This is a genomic window from Chromobacterium sp. CV08 (assembly GCF_051129845.1).
Classification (GTDB): domain Bacteria; phylum Pseudomonadota; class Gammaproteobacteria; order Burkholderiales; family Chromobacteriaceae; genus Chromobacterium.
In genome coordinates, this window is record NZ_CP150453.1 from 4,065,298 (window position 1) to 4,081,710 (window position 16,413).

General features: G+C 67.5%; 7 protein-coding genes. 1 reads left to right on the forward strand and 6 read right to left on the reverse strand.

What is annotated here, in order from left to right; translation table 11 throughout:
* Positions 1 to 26: 26 nt before the first annotated feature.
* The 6 genes from WNM05_RS18540 to WNM05_RS18565 form a co-directional block, all read right to left on the reverse strand.
* Positions 27 to 9,542: an SDR family NAD(P)-dependent oxidoreductase gene (locus WNM05_RS18540; RefSeq protein WP_434629665.1), complete on the reverse strand. Its 9,516-nt coding sequence runs from the start codon at positions 9,540 to 9,542 to the stop codon at positions 27 to 29.
* 10 nt (positions 9,543 to 9,552) lie between these two features.
* Positions 9,553 to 12,360: an SDR family NAD(P)-dependent oxidoreductase gene (locus WNM05_RS18545; RefSeq protein WP_434629668.1), complete on the reverse strand. Its 2,808-nt coding sequence runs from the start codon at positions 12,358 to 12,360 to the stop codon at positions 9,553 to 9,555.
* Positions 12,361 to 12,362: 2 nt separating this feature from the next.
* A complete protein-coding gene (locus WNM05_RS18550) occupies positions 12,363 to 13,595 on the reverse strand; it encodes a hydroxymethylglutaryl-CoA synthase family protein (protein WP_434629671.1) in 1,233 nt (410 codons plus the stop codon).
* Between the two features lie 294 nt (positions 13,596 to 13,889).
* Complete coding sequence (locus WNM05_RS18555) at positions 13,890 to 14,174, reverse strand: hypothetical protein (protein ID WP_434629674.1); 285 nt, start codon at positions 14,172 to 14,174, stop codon at positions 13,890 to 13,892.
* 108 nt (positions 14,175 to 14,282) lie between these two features.
* On the reverse strand, positions 14,283 to 14,726 hold the full coding sequence (gene rnhA, locus WNM05_RS18560) for a ribonuclease HI (protein ID WP_434629676.1): 444 nt from the start codon (positions 14,724 to 14,726) through the stop codon (positions 14,283 to 14,285).
* Positions 14,727 to 14,736: 10 nt separating this feature from the next.
* Entirely contained in the window at positions 14,737 to 15,501 is a 765-nt protein-coding gene (locus tag WNM05_RS18565; protein WP_434629679.1) for a class I SAM-dependent methyltransferase, read from the reverse strand.
* A 13-nt stretch (positions 15,502 to 15,514) separates the two neighbouring features.
* On the opposite strand from WNM05_RS18565, the gene gloB reads away from it, so the two are divergent.
* Complete coding sequence (gene gloB, locus WNM05_RS18570) at positions 15,515 to 16,282, forward strand: hydroxyacylglutathione hydrolase (RefSeq protein ID WP_434629681.1); 768 nt, start codon at positions 15,515 to 15,517, stop codon at positions 16,280 to 16,282.
* The last annotated feature ends 131 nt before the right edge of the window (positions 16,283 to 16,413 follow it).

The following is a 16,413-nucleotide window of genomic DNA, read 5'->3' on the forward strand; positions in this document are numbered from 1 at the left end:
CATTCGCATGCTGGATACGCTCCTCTTCAGAATTTTCTCAAGCGGATTTTCGAGGAGGAGCGGTCAATGACTGACGCATGCCCTGCTCGTCCCGTGGCGGCACGGGAGGAATCGACTATGGTTTTCATGACGATCTTCGCCGGCGTCGCAACGGCCGTCTGCTCGACCGCCGGCAAAGACTGCGGCCGGGCGGCGTCGAACCAGTAGCGTTTCTTTTCGAACGCGTAGCCCGGAACCGGGATGCGCAGATGCGCCTCCCCGGCGTGGAGGGCCTGCCAGTCGGGGTCGACGCCTTGCCGATAGCCGGCGGCGATGTCCTCCAGCGAGGCCCGGTAGGTTTCGACGCCGTCCTTCAGCGATGCAGGCAGCCCGGCCACCCGCTGGCGGACGCGCTCGGCCTCCCCCCGCTGCGGCTGCACGGCGGCGGCGTCCGTCGCCGGGCCGTCCTCGAGCGCCTTCGCCAGCGCTTCCCGCAATTCGCCGGGATCGGACGCGACGCAGGCGAAGCGGTGCGGATGATGATCCCTGCCGCAGTTCAGCGTGAAGCTGAGCGCCTCCAGGTCCCGCGCGTCCGCGGCCTCGAGCCAGCCGCGCAGCTTGTCCATCATCGCGGCCAGCTGCGGGCGCTTCTTCGCCGACAGGCAGAACAGATAAGCCGGTTTGGACCGCTCGGGCCGCGGCCTCGCCGGCGCTTCCTCCAGGATCGCGTGCGCGTTGCTGCCGCCGAAGCCGAAGGAGCTGACGCCGGCCCGTCGCGGCGCGTCGGCCGGCGATATCGGCCAATCGGCCAGCCCGGTCGGGATGAAGAAGGGACTGCCGTCCAGGTCGATGTAGGGATTGAGCTTCTGCAGGTGGGCGTTGCCCGGCAGCTTCCCGTGCCGCAAGGCCAGGATGACTTTCAGGAAGGCCGCCATCCCCGCCGCCGCCTCCAGGTGGCCGATGTTCGCCTTCAGCGCGCCCAGCGCGCAGTGCGCCTGTCGGTCGCTGGCCGCAAACGCCTTCTTCAGCCCGTCGATCTCGACCGGATCGCCGAGCGCCGTCCCCGTTCCATGCGTCTCGACATAGCCTATCGTCCCCGGCTCGACCCCGGCGCGCCTGATGGCCTCGCCTATGACCCGTGCCTGCGCCAGGGCATTCGGCGCGGTCATCGAGTTCGCCCGGCCGCCATGGTTCACCGCGATGCCCTTGATGACGCCGTGGATGTGATCGCCGTCGGCCAGGGCCTTGGCGAGCGGCTTCAGCAGTACGGCGCCGGCGCCCTCTCCCTTGACGTAGCCGTCGGCGCGCTCGTCGAAGGTATGGCAGCGCCCGCTGGGCGACAGGATGCCCAGCCGGCTGGCCACGACATAGGACTGCGGACTCAGGATGGTGCTGACGGCACCGGCCAGCGCCATTTCGCACTCGCCGCTCCTGATGGCCTGGATCGCCCGGTTGATGGCCACCAGGCCGGTCGAGCAGGCGGTGTCCAGCGTTTCGCTCGGCCCGGACAGATTCATGCAGAAGGAGACGCGGTTGGCCAGCATGCTGCTGTAGTTGCCTGTCGCCAGATACGCGTGCGACTCGCCATGCTCCGCCAGCATCTGCTGGTACTCGTTGAAGTTCATGCCGGCGAAAACGCCGACGGCGCGGCCGGAAAGCGACCGGGTCGCATAAGCGGCGTCCTCGAATGCGTGGTGGGCCACTTGCAGGAAGATTCTCTGCTGCGGATCCATCAGGATGGCTTCCCGCCGCGTGATGCCGAAGAACTCGGCGTCGAACTTGTCGAAGTCCGGATGGAAGCCTCCCCATTTCGAGACCGAGTCCTCGACCTTGTCTCCATAGTGCTTGCGCCAGTCCCAGCGCGCCGCGGGCACCTCGGACACCAGGTTCCGCCCCTTGACCAGGTGGTCCCAGAACTCGTCAAGATCGCGCGATTGCGGCATCACGCCGCTGATCCCGATCACGGCGATGTCGCCGCCGTCGACGGCGGCGGCCGTCCGGGAAGGGCCGGCCGACCGGGCCGCCTGCTGCGGACGCGGGGCCGGTTCGGGCGGCGCGGGCCGCCTAAGCGGCGCATGCGATTCGGCGAGATGCGCCGCCAGCGCCTTCGGCGTTTCGTACGAGAAGAAGATGCTGGGCATGATCTTGCACTGCAGCAGTCGGCCTATCCTTTCCGCCAGCGTCTTCAATGAAATGGAATCGAAGCCCAGGTTCGCGAAGCTTTGCTCCATTTCAACCGTCTCGGCCGGTATCTTCAGGATCTCCCAGATCAGCGAACGCAGCTCGGCCTCGAAAGGCGGGGCCGACGCCTCCGCGAGCTCGCCGGCCGGCGACGCCGCGCTTGCCGACTGCCCGTCCAAGACGGGCGCCTCGTCGCAGTCGGCAGGCCGGCTGTAGCGGAAAGCCCGCTCGACGGTGCGCTCGAACACCGCCGGATCGCCGTCTATCACCGTCAGATGGGTGTGGGCGGAGGCCAGGCACCGCTCGAAGGCCTGCAGGCCGCGTTCGGTCTGCAAGGGCACCAGCCCCTGGGCCTTGCGCATCCATTTGGCGAGGCTTTCCATCTGGGCCGGCGGCAGCTTCATGCCGCCGTCCTGCCATAGCGGCCAGCTGATAGACAGCAGCTTGCGCGACGGCGAGGACGCCGTATCGGCGAAACCGTCCAGGAAGGCGTTGCCAAAGGCGTAGTCGGCGTTCTCCGGATTGCCTATGACCGAGGAGATCGAAGAAAACAGCAGCAGGAAGTCCAGCGGACGGGCCCCCAGCGCCCGGTCGAGGTTCGCCGTTCCCTGCACCTTGGCCGACAGAACCGCGGCCACGCCTTCCCGGCTCTTGCTTTCGACAGGCGCCGGCGCCCCGACGCCCGCCGCGTGCAGGACGCCGTGGATCTCGCCGAACGCCTGCTCCGCCTCCCGGACCAGGCGGACGGCGTCGTCGGCCAGGCCGACGTCGGCCTGGACATAGACCGCGTCGCCGCCCAGCGCCTTCAGCCGCTCCAGCTGCCGGGCGATGCCGTCCCGCGGCGCCGAGCGGCCGGACAAGACCAGCCTCGCCCGGTAGCGGCGGGCGAGATGCTCGGCGAAGATCGCGCCCAGTCCGCCGCCGCCGCCGGTGATGAGGTAGACCCCGCCGTCGCGCAGGGACGCGCCGCCGTTGCCGGGCAGCACCGGCGCCATCGTCCGCGCGCGGCGGACGCCTCCGGCGTAGCGGACCTCGACATCGCTGCCGCACAGCCATTCTCGCCACAGGCATTCCACCTGCCCGGCGCCGTCCATCGCCGGCGAATCGAAGGCGACGACCCGAAGCGCCAGCGCCGGATGCTCGAGCACCAGCGACTTGGCGAAGCCGCCGACCGCGCGATAGGCCGGCGAGGCCGCGTCTTCCGGGCCATGGGCGAACAGCACCGCGCACGGCGCCTGATGCGACAGCAGCGCCTGCGCCAGATGCATCAGCGCGTCGAGGCCGGCGCCCAGCTGATCGGCCAGCGCCCGCCCGCCCGCCGGGCGCTGCGCCCAGCGGTGGATCACGCCGGCCACGCGGCCGTGCTCGGCGAGGACAGCGGCGATCAGCCGCGCGTAATCGTCGGGCCGGTCGGCGGCCAACTCGTAGCAGCCGGGCTCGATCTGGCGGAAGCCCGATCCCGGGCGCACCAGGATCAGCGGCGCGTCGCCGGCCAGGCCGCGCCAGCGCCCGGCCGATTCCGCGTCGGCGTCGAACACGACGACGGCCCCGTCCGGCACCGCGCCGGCCTGCCGCGGCAGCGCGGCCTCGACATATTCGCAGCCATAGTAGACCAGCGAGGTTTCCGGCCGCCCGCCGGCCTTCTTCCCGTCCCGGCGAGGCCAGAAGGCCGTCTTCTCGAACGGGTAGGGCGGCAGCGGACGCCGCCGCAGGCCGCGCTCGCCGTACAGCTCGCGCCAGTCCATGGCCTCGCCCCGGCAATACAGCTCGCCCAGCGAGGACAGGATGCTGCGGCGCTGGGCGGGCGCCGTATCGGACGACTTCAGCTTGGCCTGCAGATACGCGGCGTACTCGGCCAGCATGGCCTTGCCGCCGAGCCGCTCCCCTAGCGCCTCGGCCTGCGCACCGTCACCGGCCGGCGCCGCCAGATAATCGTCCAGCGCCTGCGCCAACTCGTCCCGCGAGGAGACGACGAAGGCGCAGCGGCAATCGAAGTGGCTGCGGGTGGCGCCGAGGTTGTAGGCCAGCTCGGCGATCGACGTCGAATCGGTCTCCGCCGCCATCCACCGCCGCAGCTCGCCGACCCGCGACCGCAGCGCGGCGGCGGTCTTGGCGGACAGCGCGATCAGATGGCAGCGGCGCTCGTCGGCGTCCGCCGCCGGCGCCGGCTCGGGAGCCTCCTCCACCACCAGGTGGGCATTGGCGCCGCCGAAACCGAAGGCGCTGACGCCCGCCCTGCGCGGAATGGCCCGGCCGGCCGGGTCGAGTTTGGCCTGCCAGGGTCCGGCCTCGGCGGCGAGGACGAACGGCGATCCGCTCAGGTCTATGTACGGATTGACGGTTTCGACATGCAGGCTGCGCGGAATGAACCGGTGCTGGAGCGCCAGCACGACCTTGAGCAGGCCGGCGATGCCGGCGGCCGGCTCCAGGTGGCCGATATTGGTCTTTACCGATCCGACCGCGCAGGAGCCGGCCGGCAGCGCCGAAGCGGAGGCGAAGGCCTGCTTCAGTCCGTCTATCTCCACCGGATCGCCGAGTTCGGTGCCGGTGCCGTGCGCTTCGACATAGCCTATCGTGGCCGGATCGACGCCGCCGTCGGACAGCGCGGCCGCGATCACATCCCGCTGCGCCGCGGAATTGGGCGCAGTCAGCGAGGTGCACTTTCCGCCATGGTTGACCGCGCTGCCGCGGATCACCGCCCGGATCGGATCGCCGTCGCGCAAGGCGGCGCGCAAGGGCTTCAGCACCACCGCGCCGGCGCCCTCGCCCTTGACGTAGCCATCGGCCCTCGCATCGAAGGTCTTGCACTTCCCGTCGCGGGACAGCATCCGCATCTGGCTGGGGTAAATGAAGCCGGTCGGCGACACCATCAGGCTCACGCCGCCGGCCAGCGCCATTTCGCACTCGCCGCGGCGCAGGGCGGCCACCGCCCGGTGCACCGCCACCAGCGAACTGGAGCAGGCGGTGCTCACCACTTCGCTGGGTCCGCGCAGGTCCAGCAGATAGGAGATCCGGTTGACCAGCAGCGCGTCGACGTTGCCGGTCACCCGGAAGGCGTTCCGCTCCCCGTTGGCTTCCAGCAACTCCTGGTATTCGTTGACCTGCTGGCCGGCGAACAGGCCGATCTTGCGTCCGCCCAGGGACAGCGGATCATGGCAGGCGTTTTCGAGCGCGGTCCATGCCACTTGCAGGAACAAGCGGTGCTGCGGGTCCATCAGTTCCGCCTCGCGCGGGGAGATGTTGAAGAACTTGGCGTCGAACCGCTCGATGCCGTCGATGAATCCCCCCCATTTGGAATACGACTTCTGCTCGTCGCCGCCGGGCTCGCCGAAATGCTCGCGCCAGTTCCAGCGGCTGTCGGGCACCTCGGTCACCAGGTCGCGGCCCGCCGCGAGATGGGCCCAGAACGCCTCGAGATTCTCGGACTGGGGCATGACGCCGGCCATGCCGATGATGGCGATGGGCTCCGCGCCGGCCTCCTCCGGCGTGGCGCGGCCGACCGGCAGCGGCTGCGCCGTCCTCGGCGCCCCGGCCGAAGCGGGGACGGCGTCCGCCGGCTGCCCGCCGGCCGCGGCAGGCGGCGGCAGTTTAGGCGACAGATAGCGGGCGAGCGCGTAGAGGGAGCCGTGCTGGAAGAACAGATTGGGCGTGACCGGGATGCGATAGGTCCGCGTCAACAGGACGCTGAATTCCTTCAGCGACAAGGAATCGAAACCGAAGTCGGTCAAGGCCGCACGCGGGTCGATGTCCGACACCCTGGCCTTCAATATCCGGGCGGCCAGCTGCGCCAGCGTTCTTTCGATGTCGTCGACGTCGCCGGCGGCCGGCGGCGCGTCGGCGACCGCTTCCGGCTGCGGCGCCGCGCGGATGCCGGAGCGGACCGCTCCGGCCGACGCGGCCAGCAAGGCGGAAAAGCGCGCCTGGTCGCCGCAGGCGACGACGACATTCGGCCCGGCATTGCCCAGCGCCCGCTCGAAAGCGGCATAACCGTCCTCGCTGGACAGCGGCGCCAGGCCCTGGCTTTTCCACATCCACTGCTCCCAGGCCTGCTCGGCCCCGGCCGCCGGCCGCATGCCGCCGTCGGCCCAAAGCGGCCAGTCGATGGACAGGCTCAGCCCCGCCCCCTGCCTGCGCCGCCTGGCGGCGAGATAACCGTCGAGAAAGCCGTTGGCGGCCGCGTAGGCCGAATAGCCGGCCGTCGGCAACACCGCGGCAAGCGAGGAGAAGCCGACGAAGAAGTCCAGCTGCAGGTGCCGCGTCGCCCGGTCCAGATTGATCGTGCCCGCCACCTTGCTCGCCAGCGCCCGGCGCATCGTCTCGGCATCCAGTGACAGGACCGGCGCCTCCCCGCCCGAGCCGGCGATATGCAGCACGCCGTTGACCGTGCCGTAAGCCTCGACGGCGCGGCGGACCGCCTCCTCGACCTGCTCCGGCACGGCGACGTCGCATTCGCAGAACAGGACCTCGGCGCCATCGCGCCGCAAGGCCTCCATCTGCTCCGGACGGGGCCGGCGGCGCGCCAGCCACACCAGCCTGGCGCGCCGATCCCTGGCCAGACGCTTGCTGAACATGGCGCCCAGCGCGCCCAGCGCGCCGGAGACCAGGTACACGCCCCCTTGGCGCAGGCCGACGCCGGCCGCCTCCACGCCGGCCTGCGCGTCGCGGCGTTTCGTCCAGCGGGCGCCGTCCCGGTAGCGGACCTCCCACGCCGTATCGGCCGACAGCGCCTCGGCCACGGCGGCGACCGCGCCGTCCCGGCGCGACAGCTCCGGCCCCAGCTCCACGCAGCGGCAGCAGAACGACTCATGCTCGGCAAACTGGGCGCGCGCCCACGCCGACATCGCCGCCGCCGACGCCTCGGCGCTCTCCCCGCCATGGACGGCGACGACCTGGACGATGCCGTCGGCGGACAAGCAGGACTGGGCCAAGCGGACAAAGGCGATCAAGCCCTCGCCGACGACCTCGGCCAGCCTCTCGTCATCGACATTGCATTCGGGCGCATGCCAGACGATGCGCAGCGGCGTCGCCGCCCGTTCGCGCAGCCGCGCGATGACGGCGGCGCAATCGTCGGCCGCATCCACCGCGACCACGTCCAGCCGGGGCCACAACGCCCGGATTCCCGGCGCGGCGTCGCCGGCGCCGATCAGCAACAGCGTGCCGCTCGCCTCCGGATTGCGTTCCACGTCGACCGATTGGACGAATTTCGGCTCGTAGAAGGCCATCTCCCCCCGCCGCTCCGCGTTCGGAATCCAGAAGCGCTCGCGCTCGAACGGATAGCCGGGTAGCGAGATCCGCCGGAAAGACTCGCCGGCGTAATGTTCGGACCAATCGACGGACGCGCCGGCCGTGAACTCGAGCGCGGTCGCCATCAGCGCCGCATGCGGGCCGTCGTCCCGGCCCGCCGCGCTATCGTCGTCTGCACTCGCGCGGTAGTGCTCCGGCCGTCCGCCGGCCAGCACCGTCCGAATCGACTCGGCCAGTTCGCCGGACGACGAGGCGACGAAGGCGCAGCGCTCGGCGAAATCGCCGCCGCGCGTATTCAGCGTGTAGGCCAGATCGCCCAGCGAGACGGCCCCCCCGTGCTCGCCCAGCCAGTCCCCCAGATCCCGCAGCATGCGGGCCAGCGCCGACGGCGTCCTGGCCGACAAGGCGATCAGCCGCGGCTGGCCCGCCTCGCCCGCGGAGACGGACGACGGCTCCGGCGCCTCCTCCACGATCACGTGCGCGTTGGCGCCGCCGAAACCGAAGGAACTGACCCCGGCGCGGCGCGGCTGCGGCCTCCCCTCCCCGTCGACGCGCCGCGGCCAGTCGTCCAGCCTGGTGACGATGGACAGGCGGCTCGCCTCCAGCTTCAGGTAGGGATTGACCTCACGCACATGCAGCGACGGCGGGATCTGCTTATGGCTCAGGCCGAGCAGCACCTTGACCATGCTCGCCGCGCCGGCGGCCGCCTCCAGGTGTCCGATATTGGTCTTCAAGGAGCCGATTCCGCACGGCTCGACGCCGTCGACGGCGCGCCACGGCAGCGAAAAGCGCTGAAAAGCCCCCTTGATGCCCTCGATCTCTATCGGATCGCCCAGCTCCGTGCCGGTGCCGTGCGTTTCGATATAACCCAGGGAGTCCGGACCGAGCCGCGCGCGCTTGAGCGCCTCGACGATCACATCGGTTTGCGCGGTCGCCTCCGGCGCCGTCAACGACGAGGTGCGGCCGCTGTGGCAGGCCGCGCTGCCCTTGATCACGCCGTAGATGTGGTCGCGGTCGGCCAGCGCCTGCGCCAGCGGCTTCAACAGCAGCACGGCGACGCCTTCGCCCCTGACGAAGCCGTCGGCGGAGGCGTCGAAGGTGCGGCAGCGGCCGGCCGACGACAGGATGCCGAGCTGGGCGGTCACGATCTGCGCCCGCGGCGTCAGATGCAGGCTGACGCCGCCGGCCAGCGCCATTTCGCATTCGCCGCTCTGTATCGCCAGCACCGCGCGGTGGATGGCGACCAGCGAGCTGGAGCAGGCGGTGTCTATCGATTCGCTGGGACCCCGCAGATTGAACAGATAGGACACGCGATTGGACAGGATCGCATGCGAAGTCCCGGTGGCGGTGTAGCCCTGGTACTCGTGCGCGCCGTGCAGCAGTTCCTCGTAGCCGTTGAACTGCACGCCGGCGAACACGCCGACCTTGCGCCCGGAAAGCGACTTCGGCGCGTAGCCGGCGTCCTCGATCGCATGCCAGGCCGACTCCAGAAACCGCCGGTGCTGCGGATCCATCAACTCGGCCTCGCGGCGCGATATGCCGAAGAAGGCGGCATCGAACTCGTCTATCCCGTCGATGAAGCCGCCCCAGCGCGGAATCGGCCTGGGCAGATCGGCCAGCCCCCGATAAGGCTCGAAGTCCCAGCGCCGCGCCGGGACTTCCCCGACCATATCCCTGCCCTCCCGCAGATTGCGCCAGAACGCCGCCAGGCTCTCCGCACCGGGAAACACCCCGTTCATGCCGATGACGGCGATCCCGTCCGAAGACGGCGCGTCGACCGCGCGGCGGGTCCGGCGCGAGCCCAGCGGCGCCAGCGCGGCGCCCCGGTAGCGGGAATACAGCGCGCGGTGGCCGGCGGCAGGCGCCGGCGCGTCCAGGCAGCGGGGAAAGGCCGCGGCCAGATGGTCGGCCAGGCCGCCTATCGTGTCATGCGTGAAGAAGACGCTGGGCGCGATGTCGATGCCGAAGGACTCGTTGAGCCGCTTGGCGTAGATTTTCAGCGTGATGGAGTCGAAACCCATTTCGCGCAAGGCGCGCCGGGGATCGAAGGCGTCGTCGCGGCGATTCAGGATTTCGCAGGCGATTTGGAAAATGGCTTGTTGCAGTCGTTCGGCAGGTCGATTCCGCTGGCTTGTCATCGCGCTGGACTCAAGAATGGATGTGAAAGGACTCGGACAACATCGACGTGATATGCGCAGGATCGCCGCAGGCCGCCACGACGGCCGGCGCGTCCTGGCCCAGCGCCTGGTCGAACAACGCCCGCCCGGCCTCGGTCGCCAACGGCGTCAATCCCCAGCGGCTCCTGACCAGGGACGCGTCCTGTCCGGACATGCGCATTCCGCCGTCGCGCCAATAAGACCAGGCGATCGCGCGCGTCGCGCCGGACCTCTCCGACGTGGCGCACTGGGCGTTTCTCAGTTCGGCGAATTCGAGCTGGAACGCGTTGGCCGCCGCGTAATCGGACTGGCCTGCATGGCCGGCGACGCCGACGATGGAGGAGAACATGATGAAGAAATCGAGCGGATCCTGGCGGGTGGCCGAATCCAGGTGGACGGTGCCGGCCACCTTGGGCGCCAGCACCGCGTCGAAGTCCTCGACGCGCTTGTCCGCCAGCCAGCCGTCCCGCAAGACGCCGGCGGCGTGCAGCACGCCGTTGATCGGGCCGTGCTCGGCGCGAATGCGGGCGATCAGCGTCTTGACGCTGTCCGCGTCGGCGATGTCGCACGGCATATAGACGAGCCGACTCCCCCCGGCGGCCAGTCCGGCCAGTTCGCGCTCCCGCTCCGCCGACAGCGCGGACCTGCCGGTCAGCACCAGCGTGACCGGTCCCTGCCCTGCGAAATATTCGGCGAAAAGCCTGCCCAGCCCGCCGAGGCCGCCGCTGATCAGATAGACGCCCCGCGGCCGCAGAGCGATCTTGCGGCCGGCGGCGGCCGGCAGCCTGCGGCATGTCTTGCCGAAACGCCCGCTGTCGTCATGACGGACTTCCGCGTCGCCGTCCTCCCAGTGGTCCAGCTCGTCCGCCAGCATCCGCGCGGCGGCGCCGACATCGTCGTCCGATCGCCTGTCGTCCACCACCCTCGCCGTCAGCTGGGGCGACTCCTGCGCCAGGCTCTTCAGCAGCCCGGCCGCGGAAGCCGACAGCGGCTGCGCCGTGCCGGAGCGGCTGCGGTACCAGAACAACAGTCGCGCCGGATGCGGCCGCTTTTCCTGGAGCAGGGTTTTGCCGAGCCAGAACAAAGACTTCACGCCCTTATCCAGCTGCGCGGCCATCGCCGCGCCCAGCGGAGAGAACTCGTCGCTCGCCCAGCGGTGGACCAGCGCCGCTGGGAACAAGCCGTCACGCCGCAGCGCATCGAACAGACGGCGGTAATCGGCGCCTTGCGCCGGGTCGATGCGGTAAGACGCCGCATTCGTCCTGGCGAAGGCCGCGCCGGGCAGCACCACGATCACTTCCGCCTGCGGATCTGCCGCGCGCATCGCCTCGGCGAGCCTTTCATCGTTGTCGAACAGCAGCACCCCGCCGGGGAAGGCCGGATGCGGCAAGCGCCGCTTCGCCGGGCGCGGCTCGTAATGCGTCAGCGCCATCACCGGCTCGGCGTCCCCCCCGTCGGCTTCGACCGCGAAAACGCCGATGTCCTCGATCGCGGCGCAGACCAGCCCGTCGGCGTCGACGAGCGTGATCTCGAAACCGGCGCGATGGCGATCCGCCGCTCCCGACAGACGTCGCGCCCTGACATAGCGCGCGTCCCCGAGACGCCCCGACAGCGTCATCGAGCCTATCCGCGACACCATCGACGGATGGGACGACTCCCGCGCGATCCAGCACTCCAGCGTCTGCAGCGCCGCCAGCAAGACCTGTCCGGTCGACGCCGCCGGCGGCGGCGCGATTTCCGCGAAAGCGGCGTCGCCGCTGAAGACCGCTCGCGCCACATACCGGCATGCCTCGTCATACTCGATGCCGGCGTCGGCCAGCACGGCGAAGACGCCGTCCTTCGAAACGCAGGCCGAGTCGCCGGCCAGGGAGGCGATGGGCAGCCTGGCGGGCGGCTCAGCCCGCTGCCGCAGCCGGATCTCGCCCTGCATCAGGACGTCGGAGCCGCCATCGTGCAGCAGCGCGATTTCGAAATCGGCTTCCGCCTGATCGCCCTGCAGCCAGACGGCGAGCTCCTGCGGCTGATCGAGTACCAGATGCTGCGCCCATGCGCAGCGCTGCAAGCGCAAGGACGCGTCATCGGCCCCCAGCGCCCGCAGCGCGGCCATCGCCAGCCCGATATGCGATGCGGCATGGAGCAGCGGCGTGCCTTGCACGCCGTAGCCGAACGCGTCCGCCCGACCGATCCGCTTGGCAAAACCCTGGCGCCCCAGCGAGGAGACGTCGCGGTCCCAGAACGCCCCGGCGGCGCCCCCGAGCGGCTGGCCCTGCCGGGCCTCCGACCGGCGTACCCAGAACGAGGTCTTCGCGAACGGATAGGAAGGCAAATCGCCTATCGGTTCGCAGCCCTGGTGGATCTGCGACCAGTCGATATCGGCCCCGTCCAGATAGCACGCTCTCAAGGCCTCCAGCGCCAACCTGCGGTCCTGCGGCTTATCGGCGGCCGCCAAGGCGGCGATCGCCTCCGCCGGCGTCCAGCGCCCATCCAAAGACTCGCGCGGCGGGGCCGCATCCTGGCGCTGCGCCAACTGCCTCAGCCATTCATCGACGGACTCGACAATCCAGCACCGTCTGGCCGCATGGTGCTTGCGACCGGCATTCAGCGTGCGACCCAGGGCGTCCAGCGAAACATCCCGGCCCTGGTCTTGCGCCCACCGGTGCAAGTCCGCCATCCGCAAAGCCAGATCTCTTTCGTTGCGGGCCGAAAGCGTCAGGATCCAGATATCCGGCGACAAGGGCGCCGGGCGGGACGGCAAAGAGGAGGATTCATGCTCGGAAACACGGAAGAGCAGCGTTCCCATTTTCAAGCCCACCGATATTTTCGATGATAATTGGCATCCACGCTATCCAGCACCAATCGGCCGCTGCCGGCGACATGGCTATCGTAAATCTGCTGGTATGGCGAAACATCGACCGTCAAATCCTTGACGCCGAACAACAGCTTCTCATTCAAATCAAGCAAAGTCTCGTATTCATCCAGATTCAAGTCATATCGTGAATCCAGAGCGGACTTTATCTTGAGCGCCCTTACTTTCTCTTGCGAGCGAGGCGTAATGATCCCGCTATAAAACTCGGAAGAGCAACCGGAGCCATAAGAAAACAAACCGATTCGCTTCGCGCCATTCAACTCGATATTATCGATCAGGCCGCACAGCGCCATGAATATGGTAGCGGAATAGATATTCCCGACCTCGACGCAATGCGCCAGCGAAGGCTGCATCCTTCTTTGAAAGTCGTCCTCGATCTGGTTTACCGGCACGCGCAAGCTGCGCAGCATGGCGCGGTGGGCGCCTTTCACCATTCCACCGAATGGGGTGTGGAATACCAGGTGCTCGAATGAAGACAGGAAATCGACGCCCTCGACTCGACTTTCATAGTCGGCGAAACTATTGCTCAGGCAATCAAGATACGACATCAGCGAAAGATCGGGATCCCCGGTCTCGACATGCACATCCGGCCGGCATGTATCCATCACCTCGTAGCTGTGATAGCCATTGGCGCCAAAATCCAGCTCCAGGATTTCCGGCTTGTTGCCGATCAGCATCGCCACTGCGCCGGTGCCCTGGGAAGGCTCGGCGTAGGTGAATTTGGCGGTCGCCCTGGTGACATCGGTGGCGATCACCAGGACCTTGGCGTTGGGAGAGGCGTTGGACGCGATGAAGTTCACCGCCATCTGCAAGGCTGCGGTCCCGCCATAGCATGCCTGCTTGATCTCAAACAGACGGCAGCGGCGACTCAGGCCCAGATAGTCGTGGATATATGTGCTGAGGGACTTGCCGAAATCCAGGCCGGACTCGCTTGCCGTGATGACCATTTCAATCCGGTCCCGCTCCCCCGGATCCAAGGCGTCTATCATCGGCTTGGCGGCATTGACTGCATTTGTCACCGGATCTTCGCAAGGCAGGCTGACCGATTTGCGCTCCATCAACAAATTTGAAAATCTATGCAAGTCTAACTTGCGGTACTCGAATAGATCGTGAACGCCGATGCGGGTAAAACCAAAAAAGGTGCTGATACTTTCGATGCCAATATCCATTCGACTTACCTTCCTCAATACGAAGTACCGCAATGAAGATATGTCTGATTTTGGCTGGAGAATCTGCAAGTCACTCAGGCCCATCTTTCGACTTGCAGAATCCTCCCAAGCCAAAACAGAATGCCACTATCGAACAAGCATAATCAGGAATAGATAAATATTCGAAACGGATAATACAGCTCCCAATCTTCGAATCACACCTGCCCATTTAGACAGTTGAATTCACTCAAGGCATCAGATATGTCCATAATGACGAAATGATTTCCGAACAGAATGCGAGGCATTCTCCAGGATTCATTCAATGGCAATATCGCGGGAAAAATCGGGAATAGACGTGGAAGCGCCCGGCATTCGAATGATGCGCGCGCGGCGTGAAAAACCGGGGCAGTTCAGCATTTCAGCTGACAGGAAATAATGGCGTCGATGCTTGAGCCCGCGAATTTGAAAAACAAAGCGGAAAAGAAGATATGCAATCAGCCGACAACTAATATCGGTACAGAATGACGGGACTCCACTCCGCCGAAAAAACGACGCGGAACGGCCCTTCCGACGATTGAGGATGACGTCGATACAACGCATTGCACAATTCGATGGGGAAAGAGCCTGTCCCGGCGCGTGCGCCTGCGGCATCCGGATACGGGGACCGGAAGGAAAACAGCGGCCGCCCGGCCGCCGTCCGCATCTGGCTCAAGCCAGCTCCGCGCCCTTGTTGGCGAGCTGGTCGGCCCTTTCGTTGAATTCATGGCCGGCATGGCCCTTGACCCAGCGCCACTCGACGTGCAGATGGCGATTGCGCTCGGCGTCCAGCTGCTGCCACAGGTCGGCGTTCTTCACCGGCTCCTTGGCCGCGGTCTTCCAGCCGCGGGCCTTCCAGCCGTGTATCCACTCGGAAATGCCCTTCTGCACATACTGCGAGTCGGTATAGACCACCACGCGGCACGGCCGGTTGAGCGCAGCCAGGCCCCGTATCACCGCCAGCATCTCCATGCGGTTGTTGGTGGTGCCCGGCTCGCCGCCGAACAATTCCTTCTCCTTGCCCTTGAAACGCAAAAGCGCGCCCCAGCCGCCTGGGCCCGGATTGCCCTTGCAGGAACCATCGGTGTAAATCTCGACCTTGTCTTCGGTAGTCATGCTGTCTCGTTCAATGGCAGGACGATGCGCCGTCCCGCTTGGTTGCGTCCGGGCGCTTGTGGGTGTGCTGGCGCTCGTTGCCGGCCACCACCCCGAGCGCGCCCTTGTTCTTTGCCTGTTGCTTCCAGGTCGGGGTGATCAGCCGCATGCCGCGCTGGCGCTTCACCGCCTCTATCCCGTAGACCCCGGCCGCCAGCGGCCACCAACGCTCGCCGGCCTCCTCCATGAAGCAGCAGCGGGCCAGCCAGTCCTCTCGCGCGAACGGCGGCGCATAGGCCAGGAAGGCCGCGCCCTCCGGCTCCAGCTCCAGCAGCGCCAGCCAGTCGCGTATCCGCAGCCGGGTGAAGAAGTTGCCGTTCCACGGCACCGAGTCCTTCCCCTGTATCAAGCGGCGCACGCCCCACAGCGACAAGGGGTTGAAGCCGGTCAGGATCAGCCGGCCTTCCGGCATCAGCACCCGATCGGCTTCGCGCAGCACCTGGTGCGGCTGGGTGGTAAAATCCAGCACATGGGGCATCGCCAGCAGATCCAGGCTGCGGGTCTCGAACGGGAGGCAGGCGGCGTCGCAGCGGACGTCGACTTCGCCATAATCCGCCACCCGGCATTGCCAGGGAATGCGATTGCCGCGCAGGCAATCCATTTCCGGCAGGCCCACCTGCACCGCGTGGTAGCCGAACACGTCGGCCACCGCGCGCTCGAAATAAGCCTGTTCGCGCTGCAGCAGGTAGCGGCCGAGCTCGGTGCCGGCCAGCCAGCCGCCAAACGATTTTTTCATTGAGGAAGGCCTTATGGCAGCCATGTTTAGCGTCACCCCGGTCGGGGCGTTCTCCGACAATTATATCTGGGTTTTGCACGGCGACGCTCGCGCCGTGGCGGTGGACCCGGGCGAGGCCGCGCCGCTGTTGCGTCATCTTGAGGAGCACGGTCTGGCATTGGAGGCCATCCTGATCACCCACCACCACGCCGACCACTGCGGCGGGCTGCCGGAGCTGGCCGAAGCCTGTCCGGGCATACCGGTCTACGGTCCTGCCGGCATCGCCGGCGTCGACCGTCCGGTGCGCGACGGCGACGCGGTCGCGCTCAGCTTCGGACGCGCCGAAGTGCTGGCGGTTCCCGGCCATACGCTGGACCACCTGGCATACCTGATGGACGGCGCGCTGTTTTGCGGCGACACGATGTTCGCCGCCGGCTGCGGCAGGGTGTTCGAGGGCACGCCGGCGCAGATGCTGGACTCGCTGAAAAAACTGGCGCGGCTGCCGCCGGAAACCAAAGTTTATCCGGCGCACGAGTACACCTTGTCGAATCTGCGCTTCGCGCTGGCCGCCGATCAGCATAATCCTATACTCGCGATGCGCCAGAGCCGGGACGCCGCGCTGCGGGAGCGCGATCTGCCGACGCTGCCGAGCACCATCGCGCTGGAACGGGCCAGCAACCCCTTCCTGCGCTGCGACGAGCCGGCCATACGCCAAAGCCTGCGGCAACGGGGGGGACGGGACGGCGACGACGAGGCCGCCAGCTTCGCCCTGTTGCGGGCCTGGAAGAACGATTTCCGCTGAAAACCGCATGCCGGATACGTAACTTCCCGCAAGCGGATGCCGATTTCCTTTACAGGCGCGGCAAATGGGCTATTAACAATGAAAGCGCATGAAATTATTTGGTTTTTTCAATTGACACCCCCATAGCGCGT

Coding starts and splice junctions, on each gene's coding strand:
- WNM05_RS18540 (WP_434629665.1), bottom strand. CDS start 9,542: ATGACAAGCCAGCGGAATCGACCTGCCGAACGACTGCAACAAGCCATT.
- WNM05_RS18545 (WP_434629668.1), bottom strand. CDS start 12,360: ATGGGAACGCTGCTCTTCCGTGTTTCCGAGCATGAATCCTCCTCTTTG.
- WNM05_RS18550 (WP_434629671.1), bottom strand. CDS start 13,595: ATGGATATTGGCATCGAAAGTATCAGCACCTTTTTTGGTTTTACCCGC.
- WNM05_RS18555 (WP_434629674.1), bottom strand. CDS start 14,174: ATGCGTTGTATCGACGTCATCCTCAATCGTCGGAAGGGCCGTTCCGCG.
- rnhA (WP_434629676.1), bottom strand. CDS start 14,726: ATGACTACCGAAGACAAGGTCGAGATTTACACCGATGGTTCCTGCAAG.
- WNM05_RS18565 (WP_434629679.1), bottom strand. CDS start 15,501: ATGAAAAAATCGTTTGGCGGCTGGCTGGCCGGCACCGAGCTCGGCCGC.
- gloB (WP_434629681.1), top strand. CDS start 15,515: ATGGCAGCCATGTTTAGCGTCACCCCGGTCGGGGCGTTCTCCGACAAT.